Here is a 22,653-nt window from a genome sequence, read left to right on the forward strand (position 1 = left end):
CGATCCTTAATCAGCCAGTAGACCAGTTGCCCTCTTCGACCACTCGGTAGAATTCACCCGGAGGAACGTAGGCTTGACGCAGGAGGTGCGCCAAGGTCCTGGGAGCGAGACAGTTGATTTGAGGCACAACGGTCAGCCGGTTTCCGGATTCGTGCTCTATTATCACATTCCCTTTCGTGCCACCCACCTGACCGAAACCGAATGCAGCACAAAGCACTCGCACAAAGAAGCTTCCAGAAATTTCGTCAGGCCATCCCCACGCGTTCATGAGCCAACCTCTATTTCCTCCAGACGGGGTGGCTCATCGAGCGTCAAGATAGGCTCCGCCTTCAGGTAAGCCTCGACGGCATCTTTCAAGTTCTCCAGGGCCTCCTGCTCGGAGGTGCCCTGGCTCGATACCTCTGCTTCAACGCACCGAGCAACCCACCAGGGCGATTCATGCGACACGACTGCTGAGACTTTGATGGTCATGAGATCAACGCTAAGCAGGCCTAGGCGAGCCCGCCACTTGTGGCCTGGGCAGGGCTACTCGGCTCGGCGGCACGGATCATCAGCCGGAGACGTGCACTCCGGTGAATTGGCGGTTACGACGCGGTATCGCTGACGCGCAACAAGGCAGCGCCGCAGGTCACAAGCTTAAGGAGACGCAACGACCCAGGTCCCTTCTAAACACCAGGGCGCAGCATCTCTCCGCAGGTGTCGCCAGACAGACGCTCGCGGGTCCCACCTCAACCGGTGTAGCTCAGCTGCAGGACGGTGAGGGTCTTCGTGATCTCGCCGACTAAGAGGACGGCGATGGCCTCCTCTGTGACGATCATCCGCACGACACCATCGTCTTCGCCGTACGGCTCGGTTGCTGCGATCGGGTCATCGCATGCCGCGGCAAGCGCGAGCGAAAGCCGCTCGCTCGCCTCTGGCGGCAGGGCGTCGTGGACAGCTTCGGCCGCCCGGTCGTACTTGAGCCGGTATCCCATCAGGCGGCGCCTCGGCTACGAGCGGCGGCGGCCTCGGCCTGGACGCGGTCGGTCATGTCCACCCAGTCCCCCGGGGTTTCTCCCGTGGCCTCTTCCGCAGCGGCGAGCTCGCGCCCGCGCTCAGCTGCTCCCGCCACGCCGGCCGCGATCGTGCGCCACTTGGCGAAGACGGTCAGCAACTCGTGCGCGGGGGCACGGTTGATCTCGCCCAGGAATCTCTGGCTCAGCGCTGGGCTGCCCAGCGCCTCGCAGATGGATTCGATGGTCCATGTCTGGTCGCTCACGGCCGGAGCCTCCCGCGATCGTCGCCGTCCTTCGCGCCTACGGTACGCGCGCCGAGCGCTCGCCGTCAGCTGCGTCGTGTCCTCCGGCAGGTCCATCCGGAGTCCCCTCCGAGTGAGTGGCGCGTGAGATTTTTCGCCGCCTGATCACAGGTCCACGTTTTCGCAGGTCAGGCGCGTAGTCCAGACGTGATCAGCAATGCCCTCCGGAGCCGTGTGCGCAGGTTCGAATCCTGCCGGGGGCACTCGCCGACAGTCAGCGGAAATCATGTGCTGGCCAGGGCGGATGCCGACAGAAGAGGGCGGGAGTCAGTCTCACTGACTCCCGCCCTCTTTCGTTGCCTCTCGGTGTTCGCGCCACTTAGCGAAGACGATCAGCAGCTCATGCGCGGAGGGCGCGGTTGATCTCACCCAGGAATCTCTGGCTCAGCACCGGGTTAGCCAGCGCCGGGCCTTCTTCGTTGTGGGCGCCATTGGCCTCTGCCGTTACCGCCTCTTCCGGCGTTGCCCCGGGGTAGTGTGCGCCCCCGAGGGGCAGGAGTGATCCCGAAGCATCGCGCAGCCCTTCAAGGTTTCCTGCAACACGCCTACTTGACGGCTCTTCAGGGAAGCGGGGCGGATGAGATTTCGCCGGGGTTCCGGTCATGGGCTGGATCTGCATCAGGCCCGGGACGATCTGCCGTTACGGGCCGTGCTGGAGGACGCCGCCATGGGGCGGTGGGAAGGGCCGCGGGATCTCCTTGCGGCCACCGGGGCCGACTGGGACCGGCGGATCTTCCGGCTGCAGGTGCTGGCGCGGGCCGGGGCGCGGCTGCGGTTCGCCGATACGTGGGCGCGGGCCGAGTCGCGGTCGGGGGACGCACTGGCACTGCTCGCCCATGTGCAGGCCGTGCGGTCGATGGTCAGCGGGGCCGGGGCGGGGCGGGCCGAGATGGAGCGGGCCTGGGCCACCTGTCTGGCGGCCGCCGAGGCCGTGCCGGCCGACCCCTCGCCGTGGGTGGTGATGCTCGCGCTCCTGCGGGTCCACGCGCCGGGCCGCAACGTCCTGGAGCAGGTGTGGGGCGAGGTCGTGCGGCGCGATCCGTACAACCGCGAGGCGCACCACGAGCTGCTCACCTATCTCTTCGCCCGCAACCACGGCTCGGGGGCGGAGATGTTCCACTGGGCCCAGGAGCGGGCCGACACCGCGCCCCGGGGGCTGCCCCTCGCCGTGCTGCCCCTGGTCGCGCTCGCCGAGTCGCACCGGCACCGCATGGAGACCGATGCCGCCGGTCACGGCAGTTACGGGCTGAGCATTCACCCCTGGATCGACTGTCCCCACATCGATCCGGTCCTGGACGGCTGGTGGCGGCACCGCGGTCCGCAGCCCCACGCGCAGTTCATGGACGACGCCAATTACCTGGCCCACGCGCTGGCCTTCGCGGGGCGGCACGCCGAGGCCTACGAGGTCTTCCAGGCCGTCGGGCCGTACGCCGCCGAGGTGCCCTGGTCGTACTGCGGCGATGCCGGCGAGCTCTTCCTGCGGCACCGGGGGTGGGCCGAGCGGGCCGTGCGGGCCGGGCGGCATGCGCCCCGCCGCCACCGGCGCTGACGTCCGCGGCCGGCGTTGACATCCGCACCGGCCACCGGCCACCTCCACCGTCCACCGTCCACCGGCTTCAGCAACACGCACATTCCTTGACCGTTCCCCACGAGAAAGAGAATCGCGTGCCACTCGATCTTCCCGGCGGTCCCGGCGTCTCCGACGAGGAGCGCCTCCGCCAGCTCGGCTACACCCAGGTCCTCGCCCGCCACATGTCGGGTTTCGCCAATTTCGCCGTCTCGTTCACGATCATCTCCGTCCTCTCCGGCTGCATGACGCTGTACGGGTTCGGCATGCACACCGGCGGGCCGGCCATGCTCACCTGGGGCTGGATCGGCGTCGGGGCGATGTCCCTGATCGTGGGGCTGGCGATGGCCGAGGTGTGCTCCTCGTACCCGACCTCGGCCGGCCTGTACTTCTGGGCGCACCGGATGGCTCCGGAGAAGTCGCGGGCGGCGTGGGCCTGGTTCACGGGCTGGTTCAACGTGCTCGGGCAGGTCGCGGCGACGGCCGGCATCGATTTCGGGGCGGCGTCGTTCCTGAACGCCTATCTGGACCTGCAGTTCGGGTTCGCGGCCACGCCGGGCCACACGATCGCGCTGTTCGGCGCGGTGCTCCTGCTGCACGCGGTGCTGAACACCTTCGGCGTCCGGCTGGTGGCGTTCCTCAATTCGGTGAGCGTGTGGTGGCACCTGCTGGGCGTCCTGCTGATCGTGGGCGCGCTCGCGCTCGTGCCGGACCACCACCGGCCGGCGTCGTTCGTCTTCACGCACTTCGTCAACGACACCGGCTGGGGCTCCGGTCTCTACGTCGGGCTGCTCTCGCTCCTCGTCGCGCAGTACACCTTCACCGGCTACGACGCCTCCGCCCATATGACCGAGGAGACGAACGACGCCGCGGTGGCCGGGCCGCGCGGCATCGTCCGGTCGATCTGGGCGTCCTGGATCGCCGGGTTCGTGCTGCTGGCCGGGCTGACGTACGCGATCCAGGACTGGGACGGCGCGGCGGGCACCGCGACGGGGGTCCCGCCCGCGCAGATCTTCATGGATGCGCTCGGCGCGGCCGGGGGCAAGCTGCTGCTGCTCGTCGTGATCGTCGCGCAGCTGTTCTGCGGCATGGCCTCCGTCACCGCCAACTCACGGATGATCTACGCCTTCTCGCGCGACGGCGCCCTGCCCTTCTCCGGCGCCTGGCACCGGATCAACCCGCAGACGCGCACGCCCACCAACGCCGTGTGGCTCGCCGCCGCCGGAGCGTTCGCCCTGGGCCTGCCGTATCTGATCAACTCCACGGCCTACGCGGCCGTGACCTCGATCGCCACCATCGGCCTGTACCTCGCCTACGCCGCGCCGACCCTGCTGCGGCTGCGCAAGGGCGACGCCTTCGAGCGCGGGCCCTGGCACCTGGGCCGCTGGTCGAAGCCGGTCGGGGTGGTGGCCATCGGCTGGGTCGCCGTGATCACCGTGCTGTTCATGCTGCCGCAGGCGAGCCCCGTCACCGTCGACACGTTCAACTACGCGCCCATCGCGGTCGCCGCCGTCCTGGGTTTCGCCGGTGTGTGGTGGCTCGCCTCGGCCCGCAAGTGGTTCCTCGATCCGCACCACCCGCGCAACGCCACCCCCGTCCGTGAGCCGGCCGCCCCGCCCCGGGAGACCGATGTCTTCCGCTGGTAGCTCAGTGGCTCCGCAGCTCACTGACTCCGTAGCTCAGTGGCTCCGTAGCTCACTGACTCCGTGGCTCCGTAGCTCAGTAGCTCAGTGGCTCAGATCTTCGGGTAGCCGAACGTGTACCCCTGCTCCTTGAACCACGGCAGCAGCTGCTCCAGGGCGGCGACCGTCTGGCCGCGGTTGCCGCCGCCGTCGTGGAAGAGGACCACGGGGCCCTCCTTCATGCCCGTCTTGACCGCGTCGACGATGTGGCCGACGCCGGGGTTGCGCCAGTCGTGGGTGTCGACGCTCCAGCCGAGCGGGCGCATGCCGTGCGAGGCGGCGACCTCCCGGCTGTACGGGGTGAACGCGCCGCCGGGCGCCCGGTAGTAGAGCACCCGGGCGCCGGGCCCGGCCGCCTTCTCGATCATGGCCCGGGCGTCGAGGACCTGTCGTTCCTGGTAGGACTCGGGGCGCTTGTCCATGGCGGTGTTGTGGTCGACGGAGTGGTCGCAGAGCCGGTGGCCGGCCGCGGCGACCTTCTTCACGAGGTCGGGGTACTCCTGGGCCCTCGACCCGATGATGCAGAACGTGGCCTTGGCGTCGTACTTCTTGAGCAGGTCGAGGACCTTCACCGTCCAGCCCGGCTCGGGTCCGTCGTCGATGGTCAGGTTGACCGTTTTTCCGGGGTCCTCGCTCTCGTGCGAGATCTCGGCCGAGACCCGCGCGGGCGGTGTGCTCCCGGCGGTGCCGGGCGCGGCCGGGGACGAGGCCCCCGGCCGCCCCTTGCCGTCATCGCCGCTCCGGCCCGTGCCCGGCGTACCCGTACCCGTCCCCGCGTCCTCCGTGGCCATGGCCACGCAACCGGATATCGTGGCGAAGAACGTCACTGCCGACGCCGTCGCGATCAGGAGATGCTGCCGACTCCTCCGAGCGGTCGGTCGTGCCATGAGCGTCCCCTCCCTCGGTGTGTGCTCCCGGTGCCCCACCCGCCCCACGGATCTGCCGGTGGGCCTACCCGTAGGTGCACCCGAAGACGTCCATACCGAAAAGAAGGTTCCAGCAGGGCACAAGTCACTCAAGGCGCTCAAGTGCCCTTTCTCTCCTCATGTTTCCCGCGTCACGGGACCCTCTCCCGCACCCCGCGCGATCGCCTCGGCGACCTCGGCCCGGCGCACCGTCTCCTCCTCCGCGAAGCGCTCCGCGTCCAGCTTCTCGGCGATCTCCTCGTCCTGGGACATGAGCAGGTCCAGGCTCGCATCGCCCAGCTCCAGCACGCCCATGTCGACGTACGCGCGCTGCAGCCGCTCACCCCACAGGCCGATGTCCTTGACGCACGGCACGATGCGCGAGAACAGCAACTGCCGGAAGACCCGAAGGTATTCGGACTTTTCGGTGAGCTCGGCGGCCTCGGCCGCCGGAATGCCGAAGTCCGTGAGAATCACGTCGCCCCGCAGCCGGTCGCGCATCAAATAGCAGCCCTCGATGACGAATTCCTCGCGCTCGCGCAGCTCGGCGTCCGACAGCTGGCGGTAGTAGTCCCGCAGGGCCATACGGCCGAAGGCGACATGGCGGGCTTCGTCCTGCATGACGTAGGCGAGGATCTGTTTCGGCAGCGGCTTGTCGGTGATGTCGCGCAGCATGCCGAAGGCGGCGAGGGCCAGGCCCTCGATGAGCACCTGCATGCCGAGGTAGGGCATGTCCCAGCGGGAGTCGCGCAGAGTGTCCCCCAGCAGGGACTGGAGGTTGTCGTCGATGGGGTAGACCAGGCCGATCTTCTCCTGGAGGAAGCGGCCGTAGAGCTCGGCGTGCCGGGCCTCGTCCATGGTCTGGGTGGCGGAGTAGAACTTGGCGTCGAGATCGGGGACGGATTCCACGATGCGCGCCGCGCAGACCATGGCGCCCTGCTCGCCGTGCAGGAACTGACTGAACTGCCAGGAGGCGGAATTGCGCCGCAGCTCGGCCTTGTCCTTCTCGCTCATCTTCCCCCAGTAGGGGGTGTTGTAGACGGGCATGTTGTCATCGGGCAGGCCGAGCGCGTCGTACGGATCGACGGGAAGGGACCAGTCGATGCGCTTCTCGGCATCCCACTGCTTGTCCTTGCCCTTTTGGTACAGGGCGAGCAGGCGGTCGCGGCCGTCATCGTATTCCCAGCTGAAACGGGCCGCGCCGGTCGCAGGCACCGTCCAGTTGAGGTCGCCCGGGTCGTGTGTGTAGAGGTTGCGCGTCGTCATCGACGTCTCCCGTCCTCTCCCGCTTCTCTCCGCAGGCTCACACGCCGGTTACCGCCGGGTCAACAACCCTTCATCAACTCACCCGAAAGGATTGACGGCCTTGCTGACAGGCAGTCTCATAAGGGTGTGACCCCAAGTAACCCTGTAGTCAGCCCCCTCCGGCGGGACGCCCTCGGGCCGCTCAAGGACCGCGAAGAGGTCGCACGGCGCCTGCTGGAGGCCTCCGCCAGACACTCCTTCGACCCGGACACCGAACTCGACTGGAACGCGCCCCCCGAGGACGGCAAGTGGTTCTGGCCGCCCGAGCTGCTCTCCCTCTACGACACCCCGCTGTGGCGCACGATGTCCGAGGAGCAGCGCATCGAGCTCTCCCGGCACGAGGCCGCCTCGCTCGCCTCCCTCGGCATATGGTTCGAGCTGATCCTGATGCAGCTGCTGGTCCGTCACATCTACGACAAGCCGCTCACCAGCTCCCACGTCCGCTACGCCCTCACCGAGATCGCCGACGAGTGCCGGCACTCGAAGATGTTCGCCCGGCTCATCGAGCGCGGCGGCGCCCCCGCGTATCCCGTGACCCCCTTGCACCACAACCTCGCGCGCATCCTCAAGACGGTGTCCACCACGCCCGGTTCCTTCGCCTGCACGCTGCTCGGCGAGGAGATCCTCGACTACATGCAGCGGCTCACCTTCCCGGACGAGCGGGTGCAGCCGCTCGTCCGCGGCGTCACGCGCATCCACGTCGTGGAGGAGGCGCGCCACGTGCGGTACGCCCGCGAGGAGCTGCGCCGCCAGATGGTGAGCTGCCCGCGCTGGGAGGCCGGGCTGACCCGGCTCAGCTGCGGCGAGGCGGCCCGCGTCTTCTCCGTCGCCTTCGTCAACCCGGCCGTCTACACGAACGTGGGCCTCGACCGGCGCGAGGCCGTCGCCCAGGTGCGCGCCAGCGGCCACCGGCGCGAGGTGATGCAGACGGGTGCCAAGCGGCTCACGGACTTCCTGGACGACATCGGCGTGATGCGGGGCGCCGGCCGCCGGCTGTGGCGCGCCTCCGGGCTGCTGGCCTGATCCCTGCGGCGCCGGATCCCTGCGGCGCCGGATCCCTGCGGCGCCGGAGGCCGGGCACCGGCGGCCGCACCGTTACGCTGCCCTGCATGAACGGCAGCGGAACCGCCCCGGCAGCACCGACTCCGTCCGCCCGCCCCGCCTACCGCAGACTCAGCGTCGAGGAACGCCGCACCCAGCTGATCGCCGCCGCCCTCGTGCTCTTCGCCCACCGCGCCCCGGAGGACGTCTCCCTGGACGACGTGGCCGCGGCCGCCAAGGTGTCGAGGCCGCTCGTGTACCGCTACTTCCCCGGGGGCAAGCCCCAGCTGTACGAGACGGCGCTGCGCAGCGCCGCCGACGACCTGGAGCTGTGCTTCGCCGAGCCGCAGACGGGCCCCCTCACCGGCCGCCTGGCCGCCGCCCTCGACCGCTACCTCGCCTTCGTGGACGAGCACGACGCGGGCTTCGGTGCGCTGCTGCAGGGCGGCAGCGTCGCCGAGACCTCCCGCACGGGCGCGATCGTGGACGGCGTGCGGCGGGCGGCCGCCGCGCAGATCCTCAAGCACCTGCAGGTGCCGGAGCCCGGCCCCCGGCTGAGCATGATGGTCCGCACCTGGATCACGGCCGTGGAGGCGGCCTCCCTGATCTGGCTGGACGAGGGCAAGCAGCCGCCGGTGGAGGAGCTGCGCGACTGGCTCGTCGACCACTTCGTGGCGCTGCTGACGGCCACGTCGGCGAGCGACCCGCAGACGGCCGAGGTCATGCGTGCGGCGCTGGCCCTGGAGCGTGCGGAAGGGCCGGTGGGGCGCCTGGCCCGCCAGGTCATCCCGGTGGTCTCGGATGCGGCGCACCTGCTCTGATGCACTACGCCCGCGGGCCCACGGCCCCGGCTGACGGACACTGGATCCGTGAGAAGCGAAGATACGCCCTTCGAGGGTGGCCCTCTGGACGGGCGCGTACTGCCGGTACTGCTGGGACACACCGGGCATCCGCCGAAGGTCTACGAGGTTCCGGTGCCGGATGAGCACGGCGGGGCCCCGACGGTCCTCGTCTACCACCGGGTCCAGGCGGGTACGACGCGGCGGCTGGGGCTGCACAAGGGCTGGAAGTACGTCTACGACCCCGAGGGGCGCCGTCCGGACCGCAGCCTGAAGTGGCCGTGGACGAAGCGGCCGCGCCCCGGAGCGGACGTCTGAGCCGTCCGCAAGGGCGCCTGCGGGCGGCATCCGGGGCACGCGGGCGGGCGCGAGGCCGCCGGCCGGGTGATGCCCGGGCAACCATGGAGTGAGCGGGTTAGGCGGATTCGCCCACATCGCCCCCATAAGTAGGACCGCACGTGGCACGATCCTCACCTGGGTAAACGATCACGCCCCACACCGGAGGTGAGCTCGTGTCAGGACGGTTCGTGCGTTCTGTCTGCACGGTGGCGCTGATGGCCGGCGCCACGTCGCTCGCACTGCCCGCTCCCTTGTCCGCGGCCGCGCCCGACGACCCGCCCGAGCGGTCCCGCCCGTCCCGCCAGTCCGTCGGCAGCCTGCTCGCCCGGCTCCAGTCGCTCTACCGGAAGGCCGAGGAGGCCACCGAGGCCTACGACGCGACCGAGGAGAAGCTCAAGGTCCAGCAGAAGCGGGTCGACGAGCTCAACGACGAGCTCGCCCTCACCCGCGTGGCCCTCACCGGCAGCCGGGACGCCGCCGGGCGGCTCGCCCGCGAGCAGTACCAGGGCACGAGCGGCACCCTCGCCCCGTACGTCTCCGTCTTCCTCAGCGGCAACCCCCAGCAGGCGCTGGACAGAGGCCACCAGATCCAGCGCGCCGCCGGCCAGCGGGCGGCCACCGTCGACCGCCTCGCGAAGGGCGAGAAGCACGCCTCGGACCTGGCCGCACGGGCCCGGGACGCCCTCAACGAGCAGCAGGTGCTCGCGGCCCGGCAGAAGCGGCAGCGCGACGCCGTCAAGAAGCGCCTCGGCGAGGTCGAGAAGATGCTCGCCTCGCTGACCGGCACTCAGCTCGCCCAGGTCCAGCGGCTGGAGAACAAGAACATCGGCGAGGCCCAGGCCAAGCTGCTCTCCTCGGGCCGGCTCAGCGGCTCCTCCCGGCCCTCCGCCTCGGGCGGCAGGGCCATCGCCTACGCCTACCGGCAGTTCGGCAAGCCGTACGTGTGGGGCGCGGAGGGGCCGGACGCCTTCGACTGCTCCGGGCTCACCTCCCAGGCCTGGGCCCACGCGGGCGACGCCATCCCGCGCACCAGCCAGGAGCAGTGGAGGACCCTGCCGAGGGTCTCGCTCGACGAGCTGCGCCCGGGCGACCTGGTGGTCTACTTCGAAGGGGCGACGCACGTGGCGCTCTACATCGGCCACGGCCTGGTGATGCAGGCGCCGCGGCCCGGCGGCTCGGTGAAGGTCTCGCCGATCGCCGCCAACCCGCTGCTCGGGGCGGTGCGGCCGGATGCGGACGAGGCGCCGCTGCGGCGGTACGAGCCGCCGCCGATGCCGGAGGGCGCCCTGTCGGGCCCGGACACCGGCTACGGATCGGCGCAGGCGCCGTCGAGGGCCTGACGGCGCGGGGCAGGGCGGCGGGGCGGGGCACGGCGGCGGGGCGGGCGACCGGTCAGCCGCCCGCCTCCGCCTTCGCCGCCTCCGTTTTCTCCACCTCCGCCACGTAGGCCTCCGCACGCTCCGCCTCGTAGAAGTAGTGCGCGAAGTCCGCCGGGTCGTCGAAGCCGTTGGCGATGCGGTCGGCGACCGGCTGGAGGCGGGCCGCCGCCGCCAGCAGCTCCCGTACGTGCGCCGGCTGCCGCGGTGCGAGCATCGCGTGCGTCCAGGCGGTGGCGTGCCGGGCCGAGGCCCAGTGGCGGTCGAACGCCGTGCGCATCCACGCGGCGTCGAAGGGCCGCTCGCCGTGCTGCACGATCGCCGCGAGGTAGGCGGCCGCGCACTTGGCGGCGGAGTTGGCGCCCTGCCCGGTGACGGGGTCGTCGGCGACGACCGCGTCACCGACGCCGAGGACGACGCCGCCCGAGGGCAGCCGGCCGACGGGGTCGCGCACGGCCGGGGTGTAGCGGCCGGCCAGGGTGGCGTGGGCGTCCGTGAGCTCGACGCGGGTCGCCCGGGCGTACTCCCACGGGGCGTAGTGCTCCATCAGCTCCAGGGTCCGCGCCAGGTGCTCGCCCGGGCCGGGCAGGTCCTGGAAGGCGTCCAGCGGCCCGTCCGGGACGGCTTCCCAGAACAGGACGTCGGCGCGGCCGGAGACGGTCAGCGTCGGCAGGACGAACAGCTCCCCCGCACCCGGGACCAGGGTGCAGCGCACCGCCTCGGTGCTCGGGTGCTCGGGCCGGGGCCCGAGCCCGTGCACGTAGGCGACGGCGAGGGCCCGCTGCGGGACGGAGTGCGGGGAGCGGGCGGGGTCGCGGTCGAAGAGCTCGGCGAGCTCGCCCTTGCCGGTGGCGACGAGCACCAGGTCGTAGTGGCCGGCGAGGGCGTCGAGGTCGGAGACCGCTGCGGCGTGGACGACCAGCCGGCCGCCGCGGTCGGCGAAGGTCTCCAGCCAGCCGGACATCTTCAGCCGCTGGTCCACGGACTGGGCGCAGCCGTCCAGCCGGCCGAGCCAGTCGACGGCGCGCCGGTGCCCGCCCGGTGCGGGCTCGGTGACGGAGACGCCGACGCCCTCGATGCGCGGGGCGGCCGCCGCCCAGAAGCCGAGCCCGAGCTCGTGCTCGTGGCGCAGGGCCGTGGCGAACATGCACTGGGTGGACGTCACCCGGCCGGAACGTATCTCTTCGGGCGTGCGGTGGGACATCAGCGTGACGTCGTAGCCGTGGAACTGCAGGCCGAGGGCCAGCTGCAGGCCGGACTGGCCGGCCCCGGCGATGAGGATCCGTCGCACGGGTCGCTCCTCACTCGGGCAGGGTCTCAAGCGCCCGGCCGACCAGGGCCAGCAGGGTGTCGACGACCGTGATCCGCTTCCGGGCGTCCATGGTCACCACCGGCACGGGCGGCGGCAGCGCGAGCGCCTCGTGCACGGCCTCGGGGGTGTAGCGGTCGGCGCCCTCGAAGTGGTTGACCGCGACGATGTAGGGCAGGCCGGCGGTCTCGAAGTAGTCGAGGGCGGCGAAGGACTCGGCGAGGCGGCGGGTGTCGGCGAGGACGACGGCGCCGATCGCGCCGCGCACGAGGTCGTCCCACATGAACCAGAATCGTTTCTGGCCGGGTGTGCCGAAGAGGTAGAGCACGAGGTCGGCGTCGAGCGTGAGGCGCCCGAAGTCCATGGCGACGGTGGTGGTCCGCTTCGCGGGGGTGGCGGTGGCGTCGTCGACGCCGGCCGCGGCGGCCGTCATCACGGCCTCGGTGCGCAGCGGTGTGATCTCGGAGACCGAGCCGACGAAGGTGGTCTTGCCGACGCCGAAGCCGCCCGCCACGACGATCTTCGTGGCGAGGGGGGCGCGGGTGCGGTCGGTCTGCCAGGCACGCGGGGCGTCGTCGGCGGCGACGGCTCCGAGGGTGGCCGCGCGGGGCGCCGGGCGTTCTTCACAGTCGGTGGAGTGCACTTCGCACCCTCTCCAGCAGCGCGCGGTCGGGCCGGTCCGTGCCGTGCGCGGTGTCGAAGACGCGCACCCGGCCCTGCTCGGCCAGTTCGAGCAGGAGGACGCGGACCGCGCCGAGCGGCATCCGCAGCAGGGCGGCGATCTCCGCGACCGACCGCAGCCGGTGGCACAGGTCCACGATGGCGCGGGCCTCGGGCGGCACGCGGGCGCCGGGGCCGGCGTCGCCGTGCGGTCCGGCACCCGCGGCGTCCCCGGGGGTGCCGAGCCCGGGGGTGCCGAGCCCGGGGGTGCCACTCCCGGGAGTGTCGAGCCCGGGAGTGTCGAGCGCCGCCACGAAAGTCTCCACGAGCAGCAGCCGGCACCGGCGGGGGCGCCCGCCGGTGAGCGAGTACGGGCGGACGCGCGCCGGCTTGCCGCAGGCCGCCGCGGTGGGGCCCGTCATCCGACCGCCTCCACCGACTGCCGCAGCTCCCTGCGGAGTTCGGGGGTGAGGACGTGCCCGGCCCGGCCGACGAAGAGCGCCATGTGATAGGCGACGACGCCCATGTCGCAGTCGGGTTCGGCGTGGACGCCCAGCAGCGAGCCGTCGCTGACGGTCATCACGAACAGGCTGCCCTCGTCCATCGCGACCATGGTCTGCTTGACGAGGCCGCCGTCCATCAGGCAGGCGGCGCCGGTCGTCAGGCTGCCCAGGCCCGCGACGATGGTGGCGAGGTCGGCGGTGGAGCCGCGCGGACTCTCCGGTCTCTCGCCGCGGTGCGCCAGGCGCGGGTCGGAGGAGAGCAGGAGCAGGCCGTCGGAGGAGACGACGGCGACCGACCGCACCCCGGGCACCTCCTCCACCAGGTTGGTCAGCAGCCAGTGCAGGTTGCGGGCTTCGTGGCTCAGTCCGTAGGCGACGGGGCCGACGGGGGATACGGGGGTCGCCCCCCGGGGGAATGCAGTCAACCGCGTGCCTCCTCGGGTGTGCCGCCGGTGTCCGGCGGGCCCGCTTGATTCCGTTGTGTCTCGCGCCCGGCCAGCTCGGCCTGGGCGTCCCGGCGGCCGTCGGCCGCGCCGCGCTGGAAGCCGGCCAGCTTGCGCCGCAGCGCCTCGGCGTCCACGCCCTGGCGCACCCGCTGGGGGGCGGGGCGCTGGGCGATGACCTTGGGGGTGCGCTTGGGCAGGGCGGTGCCGTTGGGGAGCCCGGCGCCGTCGGGAAGCCCGGCGCCACTGGAGAGTCCGGCGCCACCGGGACGTCCGGCGCCGGGGCCGCCTGCCGGTGGGAGCGTGCCCTCGGTGGGCGCGGCCGGGCGGGCGTGGCGCCCCGTCGATGCGGGCGGCGGCCCGAGCGGCGGCGTCTCCGCGAAGCCGGTGAGCTGCATCGTCGACTCGGCGGACGCCGGGTCCGCCACGGGCTCCGCGGGGCCCGCGGCCGCGGCGGGCGGGTCCGCCGGGTGGACGGGCGCGGGCGCGGCGTGGGCCCCGGACGGCCGCTGGGCGTGCTGCGGGCGGCCGCGCAGCGCATGGGAGTTGGCCTCGGCGATGGAGCCGGGGAGGTGGACCTGCGGGAGCGCCGTGGCACCCGGGACGGGCGGGATGTCGCCCAGGCCGGTGACGGCCGGGGGGCCGGCGGGCAGCAGGCTCACGGGCAGCACCACGACCGCGGCGACGCCGCCGGTGGTCTGCTCGCGCAGCTGGACGCGCACGCCGTGCCGCAGGGCGAGCCGGGCGACGACGTAGAGGCCGAGGCCGAGCGGCGACTGCGTTGCACGCGCGGAGCGGCCCCCGCCGTCGGCCCGGCCGGTGTGGTCGGCCACCGGCAGCGGGGGGCAGGCGGGGTCGGGGTCGGCCAGCAGGGCGTTGACCTCGGCGAGGCGCTCGGGGGCCATGCCGATGCCCTCGTCCTGGACGCAGAGCACGATCTCGCCGCCCTCCAGGTGCCAGGCGGAGACCTGCACCTGGGCGTCCGGCGGGGAGAACGCGGTGGCGTTCTCCAGCAGTTCGGCGACGAGGTGGCTCACGTCCTCGGAGGCGAAGCCGGCGAGGCGGGCGTGCGGCGGCAGGGACTGGATGCGCACGCGCTGATAGCGCTCGGTCTCGCCGACGGCCGCCCGCAGGACGTCGAGCAGGGGGACGGGGCCCGCGCGGCCGGTGCCGCTCTCGGCGCCGGCGAGGACGAGCAGGTTCTCGCTGTTGCGGCGCATGCGGGTGGCGAGGTGGTCGAGCTTGAAGAGGATCTCAAGGCGCTCGGGGTCGGCCTCGTGGGCCTCCATGCCCTCGATGACGGCCAGTTGGCGCTCGACCAGGCCGAGCGTGCGCAGGGAGAGCCCGACGAGGATGCCCGTCTCGCCCGCGCGCCCGCCGGGCTGCTCGGCGGGCAGGGCGGCCAGCCGCTCGGTCAGCCGCTGCTGTTCGGCGCGCAGGGAGTCGCGCTCGTCGGCGGCGTCCTGGCGGGCGGCGATCAGGCGGGTGCGCTCGCCTTCGAGGGCGGCGATACGGCCCTGCTGGCGCCGGAACTTGCCCTGGAGGTGGTTGACGGCGCGGGCGGTCTCGGCGAACTCGTCGTCGCGGCCCTTGAAGGCGACGGGCTCCTCGGTCACGGGGTCGGCGCTCACGCGGCGCGTGCCCAGCCGCACGGCGGCGAGCGGGCGGGTCACCGAGCGGGTGGACCAGACGCCGGCGAGCAGGGCCGTGAACAGGCACAGCGCGGCGGCCATCACGCGCCGCTCCAGCTCGGTCATGGCGGCGTGGCGCAGCGCCTCCAGGCGGGGTGCCTCGCTCTCGGCGAGGGCGGTCTCGACGCCGCGCATGCGCTGGAGGCGGGTGGTGAGGGCCGTGCGGACGGGCTCGGCGGGCTGGGTGGCGAGCTCGCCGGACGACTGACTCCGGACGAGGCGGCCGAGATGGCCCTGGGCGGCGGTGACCTCGGGGCCGGTGACGGCCTCGGCGTAGGCGTCGCGGGCGGCGGCGGGGGCGAGGCGCGTGAAGTCGGCCAGGGCGTCCTGGGTGCGGGTGTCGGCGCGCTGGGCCGCGGCGGCCAGCTCGGGTTTGCGGCCCTGGGCGGCCAGGGCGCCCAGGAGCAGCCCGCGGCCGGCCGAGGCGGCCTCGGTGGCGCGGGCGAGGGGCGGCAGCGCGGCGGAGTCGCCGCCGCCGGCCTGCCGGTCGAGGGTGTCCGCGAGGCTGTGGAGGGCCTGCACGGCGGGGGTGTAGGCGTTGAAGGCGGCCAGGGCGTCGCCCTTGCCGGAGTAGGCCTCGCGGCGGGTGTGCGGGAGGGCGTCGAGGAGCTCCCGGACGGGCGCGGGCGCATCGGGCCGGAACTGCTCGATCCGGCGGTCCACGCCGACCCGTTGGCGGTCGGAGAGCCCCGCGGCGGTGGAGTCGGCGCGCCCGCCCGCCACGTACTGGACCATGGCGTCGCGCTCGTCGGCCAGGGAGTGCGCGAGGGCGAGGGCCGACTCGTCGGCGGTGGCGAGGGCGGCGAGGCGGCGGGCCTCGGTGACGTCGCGCCAGGCCTCGCGGACGCCGGAGGCGCTCGCGCCGAGCACGGCGAGGGCGATGACCGCGACGGAGACGGCCAGTCGGTTACGTACGCGGGCGGTGCGCTCCGGCACCGCCGTGGCCCGCGGCTTCCGTCCGCCGCCGCCCCCAAGCCGCTTCTTCCGCACCGGTGCTCACAATCTTTTCTCGTCCCACCCCTGGTACTGATTTGACCCTTTCAGCACCTCTGCGGGGCGGGGGTGCCCATCGACCGCCCGGCCACTCGAAGGAGTGAATCCCCCTGGGAGATTGACAATCGGCCTGCTTCACTCATCGCATACGCGCCAGGTCAGCACGTCACCTGAAGCAACGCGGAGGCCGCCGACAGGATGCGCACGTGCCCCCGTCGATTTCCGGCATCCGGCACACTGGCCCCATGCGCATCGAACTCGCCACCCGGCCGGGGGATGTCCGACACCCGAACGAGGACTTCGTGTCCGTCGCCCTGCCGGCCTCCGGTAAGGGAGGTGCGCTGGTCCTGCTCGACGGGGTGACGCCGCCACCCTCCGGCGCGACCGGCTGCGTGCACGGAGTGCCCTGGTTCACGGCGCGGCTGGGCGGCGCGCTCCTCGAACTGGCCGTGGCGGAACGGGAACTGCCGCTTACCCGCTGCCTGTCCGCCGCCGTCTCCCGTACGGCACAGGCCCATCGCGGCACCTGCGACCTCACCCACCGGCGCACGCCGCAGGCCACGGCGGTCGTGGTGCGGTGGGACGACGCGCGCGTGGAGTACCTCGTGCTCTCCGACTCCGCGCTGCTCGTCGAGTCGCCCGGCCGCGCGGTGACGGCCGTCCTGGACGACCGCATCGAGCGGCTGCGGGCGCTCGGCCCGGTGACGGACGCCGCGCGCAACGCGGAGGGCGGCTTCTTCACCGCCGCGGCGGACCCGGATGTGGCCGCGCGGGCCGTGACGGGTTCGCTCGCGCGCGCGGAGGTACGGGCGCTGGCCGCGCTCACGGACGGGGCGGCGCGGTGGGTGGAGGTGTTCCGGGAGGGTGACTGGACCGCGTGCCTGGCGGCGCTGGCCAAGGAGGGTCCGGACGCGCTCATCGAGCGGGTCCGGACCGCCGAGGCCGGGGAGCGCGGTGCGCGGCTCGGGAAGCGGCACGACGACGCGGCGGCGGTGTACGTAGAGCTGTGACCGGGCTTCACCCCGGTCACAGCTCATTGATGCATCGCGCCGCGCTCTACTGCTCGGCGCTCGCGTTCAGCTGGTGCAGCAGCCGTGCCAGTTCCGCCACTTCGCCGCGGTCCCAGTCCGCCAGCTTCCGTACGTACTGCGCGCGGCGGGCGTCGCGGACGCGCGTGAAGCGGGCGCGGCCTTCGTCCGTGATGCGGACCAGGGAGGCGCGCCCGTCGGCCGGGTCCGGCTCGCGGGAGACGAGGCCCAGCTCGCACAGGGCGCGCAGCTGGCGGCTCATCGTGGCCTTGCCGACGCCGAAGTACGCCGCGAGGTCCGTGGCGCGCTGCTGCCCGGCGTCCTCCAGGCGGACGAGGAGGCCGTAGGCCGCCGCCTCCAGCTCGGGGTGGACCGCGCGGGCCATCTCACCGGAGGACGCCCGGGCCCGGCGCAGGAAGACGGCCAGCTCGCGTTCCAGGGAGAGGTAGGCCTGGTCCATACCTCTGCTGTCCGCGGCGCCCGGCCCGCCCTCCTCGGGGGACGGGGGAGTCGTCTGGTGCACGTCAGGGCCCTCTCCGGCTTTCCGGTTGTTGAAAGTTTTTCCCGTTCGCGGTCTTCACCGCAGCTCCGCCAGTATTTCGCAGGATTAGACCAACGGCAGCACCGCGTCCCCCTATGCCTGGCGCGTCCGTCGCCATAACGTCATTTATGACATGGCCATACCAATGCCTCCGCGCCGTCGGCGCGTCATTGGTACTCCCCCCACGGACCCTTCTGGAAGGCACGCCATGGTCACATTCAGATGCAGATCCGGCCGCACGGGCCGCAGATCCCCCACGGCGTTACGCACCCCCTCCCTCCTCCTGGCCTCCCTCCTGGCCTCCCTGCTGACCACCCTCTGCCTCCTCGCGCCGCCGGCCGCGGCGCACGGCGCGAAACCGCCCTCCCACCCCGAACGGGACTGGCTCGGCTCCACCCTGCGCACCCACGAGGACCCCGGCCCGGGCACCCCTCCCCCACCCCGGGCCGCCGCCTCCGTCGAAGGGGCCGACGTCTCCAGCCACAACGGCAACGTCCCCTGGTCCACCCTCTGGAACGCCGGAAACCGCTTCGCCTACGTCAAGGCGACCGAGGGCACGAGCTACACCAACCCGTACTTCGCGCAGCAGTACAACGGTTCGTACGCCGCCGGCATGATCCGCGGCGCGTACCACTTCGCCCTGCCCGACAACTCCGGCGGCGCCGCCCAGGCCGTGTACTTCGCCACGCACGGCGGCGGCTGGTCCAAGGACGGCAGGACGCTGCCGGGCGTCCTGGACATCGAGTACAACCCCTACGGCGCCACCTGCTACGGCATGAGCGCGAGCGCACTCGTCGGCTGGGTCCGGGACTTCTTCTCCGCCTACAAGGCGCGCACGGGGCGCGACGCGGTCGTCTACACCTCGACCGGCTGGTGGAAGCAGTGCACCGGCAACTACGGCGGCTTCGCCTCCGCCCACCCCCTGTGGGTGCCCCGCTACGGCTCCTCGGCCGGTGAACTCCCGTCCGGCTGGGAGTATCACACCTTCTGGCAGTACACCGACACCGGACCGACCGTCGGCGACCACAACCGCTTCAACGGCACGTACAGCCGGCTCCAGGCCCTGGCCCTGGGGTGAGAGCGCCCCCCACGGAGAAGGCACCCCCAAGAAGGCACCCCCACAGAGAAGACACCCCCCGTGGAAAGACACCGGGCCCCCGGCACATCGGCGCCGGGGGCCCGGTCCTGTCGTCGTCCGTGATCAGCCGCAGGTGCCCGCCGGGCGGGTGCGGGTGACCAGGTCGGTGGTGCCGGTGGTGCCGTCGATCCAGACCACCTGCTTGCCGCCGGCCGCGGCGGCCGAGGTCTGCTCTCCGCGGTTGCAGGAGACGCGCGCCCGGGACGAGCCGTCGGCCGCGAACTGCCACAGCTTGGCCAGCGTCTCGTTGCGGTACGTGGTGTCCGGCACCTCGGCGGTCACCGTCACCGCGTTCTCGGAGACGGTCAGGTCGGAGGCGTGCAGGGCGTCCGCGCCCTTCTCCTTGCTGAGGTCCGTGACGCCGGTGCCGTCGAGCGCGGCGCGGCGCACGGCCACCTGCCCCTGGTCGCCGGTCGTCTCGTCCGCGATCCAGAAGACGCCGGTCGCGTTGATGCCGGTCTGGCCGACGGCCTCGGGCTTGCCCAGCTGGCCCATCTGCGTCCTGGCCCCGGTCTTGAGGTCCAGCACCTCGGTACCGATGCGGTAGTCGTCGCCCTCGGGGAAGAGGGTGGCGTAGGCGATCTTCTGGCCGCTCAGCGACGGCAGGGCCGTGGCCACCTCGGCGCGTCCGCCGTCCACCCAGGTGGGCTGCTTGTCGCCGGTGCGGACGTAGCCGACGTGCCGGCCGCCCGCGGGGTCGGCCATGTCGATGACGACCGTGCCGCCCTCGACGCGCACGCCGGAGACCCCGCCCGTGGCGGTGCTGTACACCTTCTTGACCGGGCCGCCCGCCAGGGGCCGGGTCAGGACGTCCGCGCCGGCCGCTCCGTAGGCGACCCAGGCGACGGTCTTGCCGTCGGTGGCCGGGTAGACGTGGTAGCGCCCGTCGTTGGGGCTCATCAGCTTCGGCGAGCCGCTGCCGTCCGTGCGGCCGGCCCAGACGGAGTACGCCTCGGAGCCGTCGTCGTTCGACCGCGAGGCGGCCCACCAGCCGCCGCCCGCGCCCGTGCCCGTGTTGGCGGTGTTGAGCCGGGGCGAGAGCAGGTCGGTGTCGACGCCGAGCGCCTGCTCCCAGTTGGCCACGATGCCGTGGGCGTTGAAGGAGCGCTGGACGGTGTTCAGGTCCCTGGCGGAGACGCCGAGCGCCTTGGCGGCGGCGACCACCGCGTCACGGCCCTCGGTGAAGCCGTCGAGCGGCGTCATGTACTCGGTCAGCGCCTTGTAGACGATCTTGTCGGCGAGGGTGCGGCCCACGTCCTCGCGGATGTCCCACAGGGCGCCCGAGAAGATGGTGGAGTTCAGGTGCACGCCGCCGCCGTCGGAGCCGAAGCCGACGCCGATGAAGTTCCCGGACGTGGTGTGGCCGTCGTTGAGGTCGCGGAAGGCGCACTCGCGCGGGGACTTCGTCCGGCACAGGTCCTCGCCGAGGAGGCCCGCGGTCGGGTCGTCCATGGCCTTGCCGGCGGCGTCGGTGTCGATGGCGTTGCCGAAGTAGTCGGCGATGGCCTCGTTGAGGGCGCCGGACTGGCCCGCGTAGACGAGGTTGGCGGTGTTCTCGACGACGCCGTGCGTCATCTCGTGGCCGACGACGTCGAGGTCGGCGGAGAGCGTCTTGTACTCCTTGTCGCCGCCGCCGTACACCATCTTGGTGCCGTCCCAGAAGGCGTTGACGTACGCGCCGCCGAACTCGGTCACGCCGACGAGGGAGTTGATGGCCATGCCGCGGCCGTCCAGGCTGTCGCGGCCGTGGACCTTCTTGTAGTAGTCGTAGACCTTGCCGGCGGCCCAGTGGGCGTCGACGGCGCCCGCGTCCGTGGCGTCCTTGCCGAAGGAGGGCCCCGGGGAGCCGAACTCCTTGATCCCGTCGGGCCAGCGGCCGCTGGCCTCGCTGACGTCCTTGCCGCGGGCGTCCCAGGTGGAGATCAGGTTCTTGCTGGAGTCCCACATCCGCGCGTAGTCCGTCATGACGTACTCGTTGCGGGCGGTGTCCTTGTACAGGCCGAGCTCGACGGTCGTCCCGTCGTACTTGACGCCGGAGCCGGTGACGCCGGGGCTGACCGGGCCGGCGGCGGCGCGGGCCGCAGCCTCGGACGTACCGGTGGCGGCGCCCCGGGCGCGCTCCCGCAGCCCGTCCGCGTCGCCGGTGCCGAACGTCTTGATGCCGCTGTACTGCAGCACCGGGTAGCCGGCCTTGGCGTCGACGTAGACCTCGCGCAGCACGGGGCGGCCGGTGGCCGGGTCGGTGCCGCGCACGGTGACGTGATGGGTGAGGACGCCGGGGCCCTTGGGGATGACGACGAGGCCGCGCGCGGTGCCCGACAGCGAGCGGGCCGGCTGCGTGGCGGCGCCCTTCGTACGGACCGCGTCGCCCTTGGCGAGCCGGTTGCCGGCCAGGTCGTGCAGGGTCGCGGCGACGGCCCGCTCGACGGCCAGCTTCTCGCTCACCTCGGCCCGGGTGCCGGCCTTCAGCCCGGTGAAGTACTTGCCGGAGGTGCCGGTGACGACGCGCTTGCCGTCCTTCTTCTCCATCCGGACGACGTACTGGCCGCCCAGGACGTCGACACCCTGGTGCTTCTGCTGCAGCCGTACGGTCTCGGCCGCGCCCGCGTTCAGCGTCTGTACGGGCTTCAGGTCGCGCTCCGGCTCGGCGATGCGGTAGCGGCTGCGCTTGCCGGCGAGGTGGCCGCGGGCCGCGTCGGCCGCGCTGCCCGAGGAGGCGGCCTTCTCGCGGATGCCGCCCACGAGCGCCGGCGTGGCGGTCCCCTTGCCCGGGATCACCTCCGCCGGGCCGCCGTCGCCGCCGCCCGCCGCCTGGGCGGGTGCCCCGGAAACGATGAGCGCGGCGGCACCTATCAGTGCCGCCGCGCCCGGTATTCCGCTCTTGATGGTCCGTCTTCCTGCTCTGCCCGAACGTGCCTTCGTCTTGCGCAAAGGTCCCCCTCCGAACGTGACTGGTCGGTCAGCGGAGCTTGGTCGTGACCATGCAAGCGGTGGGGTTCGCGTCCGTCAACGGGGCAAAGGGGGCAGGGGCCTTGTTACGTACCGCTCGCGTGTCACGCGTCGACCGGCTCCCACGACGTGGCCCCCGCGCCGTCGCGCCGCACCCGCCCGAAGACCACATCCGCGAAGTGGATGCCGAAGCCGATCGTGCCGGGCTCCGCCATCTCCTCCACCAGCCGCCGTCGGAAGTCCGCCGACTGCCGGGCGTCGTGGTCGACGACGGCCGACCACTCGGGGTGGGATATCTGCAGGGGCGAGTGCAGGGCGTCGCCGAAGGCGATCAGGCGCCGGCCGCCGCCGGTGATGACGTAGGCGGCGTGGCCCGCGGTGTGGCCGGGGGTGAGCATGACGCGGACGCCGGGGAAGATCTCCTCGCCGTCGGTGACCGTGCGCAGGCTCGGCTCCAGGGCGGTGAGGAGCTCCGGCGGCACGCCGTGCTGCTCGGCGAGGTGACGGTGCTCCCACTCGGGCGCGCTGATCAGGTGGACGGCACCGGCGTCGGCGAGCTGCGCGGACCAGCCGATGTGGTCGCCGTGCAGGTGCGTGATGGCCACGGCCTCGATGCCGGCGGGGGTGCGGCCGAGGCGGGCGAGGTTGCCGAAGAGGGCGCCGCCGTTGATCTCCCCCACGGGGGCGCCGGGTTCGGCCGCGTGGTGGCCGGGGCCGAAGCCCGCGTCGATGAGCAGGGCCCGGTCGCCGTGCTCGACGAGGAGGCCGCCCATGCTCGCCACGAGGTTGCCGGTCGCGTCGAGGTACTCGGGGTGCTCGGCCCACACCTCGTCGGTGGTGTCCGGCAGCCAGCCGCGCGGGCTCAGCTGCCCGGCGCCGTCCGGCACGTACGTGACCTTGATGTCGCCGAGCTGCAGGGAGCGGATGCCGGCGGGGCGGTTGAGGCGGGCGTCGTCGGTCATGGGTGGTTCCGTCCTTTGTGGTGCAGGGGTGCAGGGATGCAGGGGACGCAGGGCTGCAGCCCTGCACGGGTTCCTTGATCGAAGA

21 protein-coding genes are annotated in these 22,653 nt (G+C 72.5%); 8 read left to right on the plus strand and 13 right to left on the minus strand.

Translation table 11 applies throughout. The features are described 5' to 3' along the window. Window positions 1-264 precede the first annotated feature (264 nt). From IE241_RS14815 to IE241_RS14825, 3 genes are all read right to left on the minus strand, one after another. Window positions 265-471 (minus strand): type II toxin-antitoxin system HicB family antitoxin, encoded by a 207-nt coding sequence (locus tag IE241_RS14815; RefSeq protein ID WP_229899245.1) that lies wholly within the window; start codon window positions 469-471, stop codon window positions 265-267. A gap of 257 nt (window positions 472-728) precedes the next feature. Beyond that, window positions 729-974: a hypothetical protein gene (locus IE241_RS14820; protein ID WP_190022166.1), complete on the minus strand. Its 246-nt coding sequence runs from the start codon at window positions 972-974 to the stop codon at window positions 729-731. Then, window positions 974-1,258, minus strand: a complete 285-nt coding sequence (locus IE241_RS14825; RefSeq protein WP_190022167.1) for a hypothetical protein — start codon at window positions 1,256-1,258, stop codon at window positions 974-976. Before IE241_RS14825 ends, IE241_RS14820 begins: the two co-directional genes overlap by 1 nt. Window positions 1,259-1,874: 616 nt before the next feature. Between IE241_RS14825 and IE241_RS14830 the strand changes: the two genes are divergently transcribed. Together IE241_RS14830 and IE241_RS14835 are read left to right on the plus strand one after the other, a co-directional pair. After that, a complete protein-coding gene (locus IE241_RS14830; protein WP_229899247.1) occupies window positions 1,875-2,846 on the plus strand; it encodes a hypothetical protein in 972 nt (323 codons plus the stop codon). A 116-nt stretch (window positions 2,847-2,962) separates the two neighbouring features. After that, complete coding sequence (locus IE241_RS14835; protein WP_229899249.1) at window positions 2,963-4,510, plus strand: amino acid permease; 1,548 nt, start codon at window positions 2,963-2,965, stop codon at window positions 4,508-4,510. An 89-nt stretch (window positions 4,511-4,599) separates the two neighbouring features. Here IE241_RS14835 and IE241_RS14840 read toward each other — a convergent pair whose 3' ends face one another. Beyond that, window positions 4,600-5,433 (minus strand): polysaccharide deacetylase family protein, encoded by an 834-nt coding sequence (locus IE241_RS14840; protein WP_190022168.1) that lies wholly within the window; start codon window positions 5,431-5,433, stop codon window positions 4,600-4,602. Between the two features lie 156 nt (window positions 5,434-5,589). Beyond that, entirely contained in the window at window positions 5,590-6,717 is a 1,128-nt protein-coding gene (locus tag IE241_RS14845) for a ferritin-like domain-containing protein (RefSeq protein WP_190022169.1), read from the minus strand. 126 nt (window positions 6,718-6,843) lie between these two features. On the opposite strand from IE241_RS14845, the gene IE241_RS14850 reads away from it, so the two are divergent. The 4 genes from IE241_RS14850 (at window position 6,844) to IE241_RS14865 (ending at window position 10,315) form a co-directional block, all read left to right on the plus strand. Next, entirely contained in the window at window positions 6,844-7,779 is a 936-nt protein-coding gene (locus IE241_RS14850) for an AurF N-oxygenase family protein (protein ID WP_190022170.1), read from the plus strand. Window positions 7,780-7,865: 86 nt separating this feature from the next. Beyond that, window positions 7,866-8,618, plus strand: coding sequence for a TetR/AcrR family transcriptional regulator (locus IE241_RS14855; protein WP_190022171.1), 753 nt, complete (start codon window positions 7,866-7,868; stop codon window positions 8,616-8,618). Between the two features lie 48 nt (window positions 8,619-8,666). Then, a complete protein-coding gene (locus tag IE241_RS14860) occupies window positions 8,667-8,954 on the plus strand; it encodes a DUF8847 domain-containing protein (protein ID WP_229899251.1) in 288 nt (95 codons plus the stop codon). 194 nt (window positions 8,955-9,148) lie between these two features. Then, window positions 9,149-10,315 (plus strand): C40 family peptidase, encoded by a 1,167-nt coding sequence (locus IE241_RS14865; protein ID WP_229899253.1) that lies wholly within the window; start codon window positions 9,149-9,151, stop codon window positions 10,313-10,315. A gap of 52 nt (window positions 10,316-10,367) precedes the next feature. Here the strand turns inward: IE241_RS14865 and IE241_RS14870 are convergent, their stop codons facing one another. Genes IE241_RS14870 through IE241_RS14890 form a run of 5 tightly spaced genes read right to left on the minus strand, consistent with a single transcriptional unit; the run spans window position 10,368 to window position 15,947 of the window. Continuing rightward, window positions 10,368-11,642, minus strand: a complete 1,275-nt coding sequence (locus IE241_RS14870; protein ID WP_190022172.1) for a styrene monooxygenase/indole monooxygenase family protein — start codon at window positions 11,640-11,642, stop codon at window positions 10,368-10,370. 10 nt (window positions 11,643-11,652) lie between these two features. Next, window positions 11,653-12,303, minus strand: a complete 651-nt coding sequence (locus tag IE241_RS14875) for a GTP-binding protein (protein WP_190022173.1) — start codon at window positions 12,301-12,303, stop codon at window positions 11,653-11,655. After that, complete coding sequence (locus IE241_RS14880; RefSeq protein WP_190022174.1) at window positions 12,284-12,742, minus strand: DUF742 domain-containing protein; 459 nt, start codon at window positions 12,740-12,742, stop codon at window positions 12,284-12,286. Before IE241_RS14880 ends, IE241_RS14875 begins: the two co-directional genes overlap by 20 nt. Next, complete coding sequence (locus IE241_RS14885; protein ID WP_190022175.1) at window positions 12,739-13,248, minus strand: roadblock/LC7 domain-containing protein; 510 nt, start codon at window positions 13,246-13,248, stop codon at window positions 12,739-12,741. The genes IE241_RS14880 and IE241_RS14885 overlap by 4 nt, the downstream gene beginning before the upstream one ends. Further along, on the minus strand, window positions 13,245-15,947 hold the full coding sequence (locus tag IE241_RS14890) for a sensor histidine kinase (RefSeq protein ID WP_190022176.1): 2,703 nt from the start codon (window positions 15,945-15,947) through the stop codon (window positions 13,245-13,247). Before IE241_RS14890 ends, IE241_RS14885 begins: the two co-directional genes overlap by 4 nt. A 248-nt stretch (window positions 15,948-16,195) precedes the next feature. On the opposite strand from IE241_RS14890, the gene IE241_RS14895 reads away from it, so the two are divergent. Beyond that, entirely contained in the window at window positions 16,196-16,960 is a 765-nt protein-coding gene (locus tag IE241_RS14895; RefSeq protein ID WP_190022177.1) for a protein phosphatase 2C domain-containing protein, read from the plus strand. Between the two features lie 46 nt (window positions 16,961-17,006). On the opposite strand, the gene IE241_RS14900 is transcribed toward IE241_RS14895, so the two are convergent. Further along, window positions 17,007-17,438 carry a MarR family winged helix-turn-helix transcriptional regulator gene (locus tag IE241_RS14900; protein WP_190022228.1) on the minus strand — a complete coding sequence of 144 codons (432 nt, stop codon included), beginning with the start codon at window positions 17,436-17,438 and terminating at the stop codon, window positions 17,007-17,009. A 289-nt stretch (window positions 17,439-17,727) separates the two neighbouring features. Here IE241_RS14900 and IE241_RS14905 point away from each other — a divergent pair, with 289 nt between their 5' ends. Further along, window positions 17,728-18,597: a lysozyme gene (locus tag IE241_RS14905; RefSeq protein ID WP_190022178.1), complete on the plus strand. Its 870-nt coding sequence runs from the start codon at window positions 17,728-17,730 to the stop codon at window positions 18,595-18,597. A gap of 123 nt (window positions 18,598-18,720) precedes the next feature. Here the strand turns inward: IE241_RS14905 and IE241_RS14910 are convergent, their stop codons facing one another. Both IE241_RS14910 and IE241_RS14915 read right to left on the minus strand, forming a co-directional pair. Continuing rightward, window positions 18,721-21,588 (minus strand): M4 family metallopeptidase, encoded by a 2,868-nt coding sequence (locus tag IE241_RS14910; RefSeq protein WP_373300672.1) that lies wholly within the window; start codon window positions 21,586-21,588, stop codon window positions 18,721-18,723. Between the two features lie 122 nt (window positions 21,589-21,710). Beyond that, complete coding sequence (locus IE241_RS14915) at window positions 21,711-22,568, minus strand: MBL fold metallo-hydrolase (protein WP_190022179.1); 858 nt, start codon at window positions 22,566-22,568, stop codon at window positions 21,711-21,713. Between the last annotated feature and the right edge of the window lie 85 nt (window positions 22,569-22,653).

It is taken from the genome of Streptomyces hiroshimensis (genome assembly GCF_014650335.1).
Classification (GTDB): Bacteria; Actinomycetota; Actinomycetes; order Streptomycetales; family Streptomycetaceae; genus Streptomyces; species Streptomyces hiroshimensis.

Coding starts and splice junctions, on each gene's coding strand:
- IE241_RS14815 (WP_229899245.1), bottom strand. CDS start 471: ATGACCATCAAAGTCTCAGCAGTCGTGTCGCATGAATCGCCCTGGTGG.
- IE241_RS14820 (WP_190022166.1), bottom strand. CDS start 974: ATGGGATACCGGCTCAAGTACGACCGGGCGGCCGAAGCTGTCCACGAC.
- IE241_RS14830 (WP_229899247.1), top strand. CDS start 1,875: ATGAGATTTCGCCGGGGTTCCGGTCATGGGCTGGATCTGCATCAGGCC.
- IE241_RS14840 (WP_190022168.1), bottom strand. CDS start 5,433: ATGGCACGACCGACCGCTCGGAGGAGTCGGCAGCATCTCCTGATCGCG.
- IE241_RS14845 (WP_190022169.1), bottom strand. CDS start 6,717: ATGACGACGCGCAACCTCTACACACACGACCCGGGCGACCTCAACTGG.
- IE241_RS14855 (WP_190022171.1), top strand. CDS start 7,866: ATGAACGGCAGCGGAACCGCCCCGGCAGCACCGACTCCGTCCGCCCGC.
- IE241_RS14880 (WP_190022174.1), bottom strand. CDS start 12,742: ATGACGGGCCCCACCGCGGCGGCCTGCGGCAAGCCGGCGCGCGTCCGC.
- IE241_RS14895 (WP_190022177.1), top strand. CDS start 16,196: ATGCGCATCGAACTCGCCACCCGGCCGGGGGATGTCCGACACCCGAAC.
- IE241_RS14900 (WP_190022228.1), bottom strand. CDS start 17,438: ATGGACCAGGCCTACCTCTCCCTGGAACGCGAGCTGGCCGTCTTCCTG.
- IE241_RS14905 (WP_190022178.1), top strand. CDS start 17,728: ATGGTCACATTCAGATGCAGATCCGGCCGCACGGGCCGCAGATCCCCC.
- IE241_RS14915 (WP_190022179.1), bottom strand. CDS start 22,568: ATGACCGACGACGCCCGCCTCAACCGCCCCGCCGGCATCCGCTCCCTG.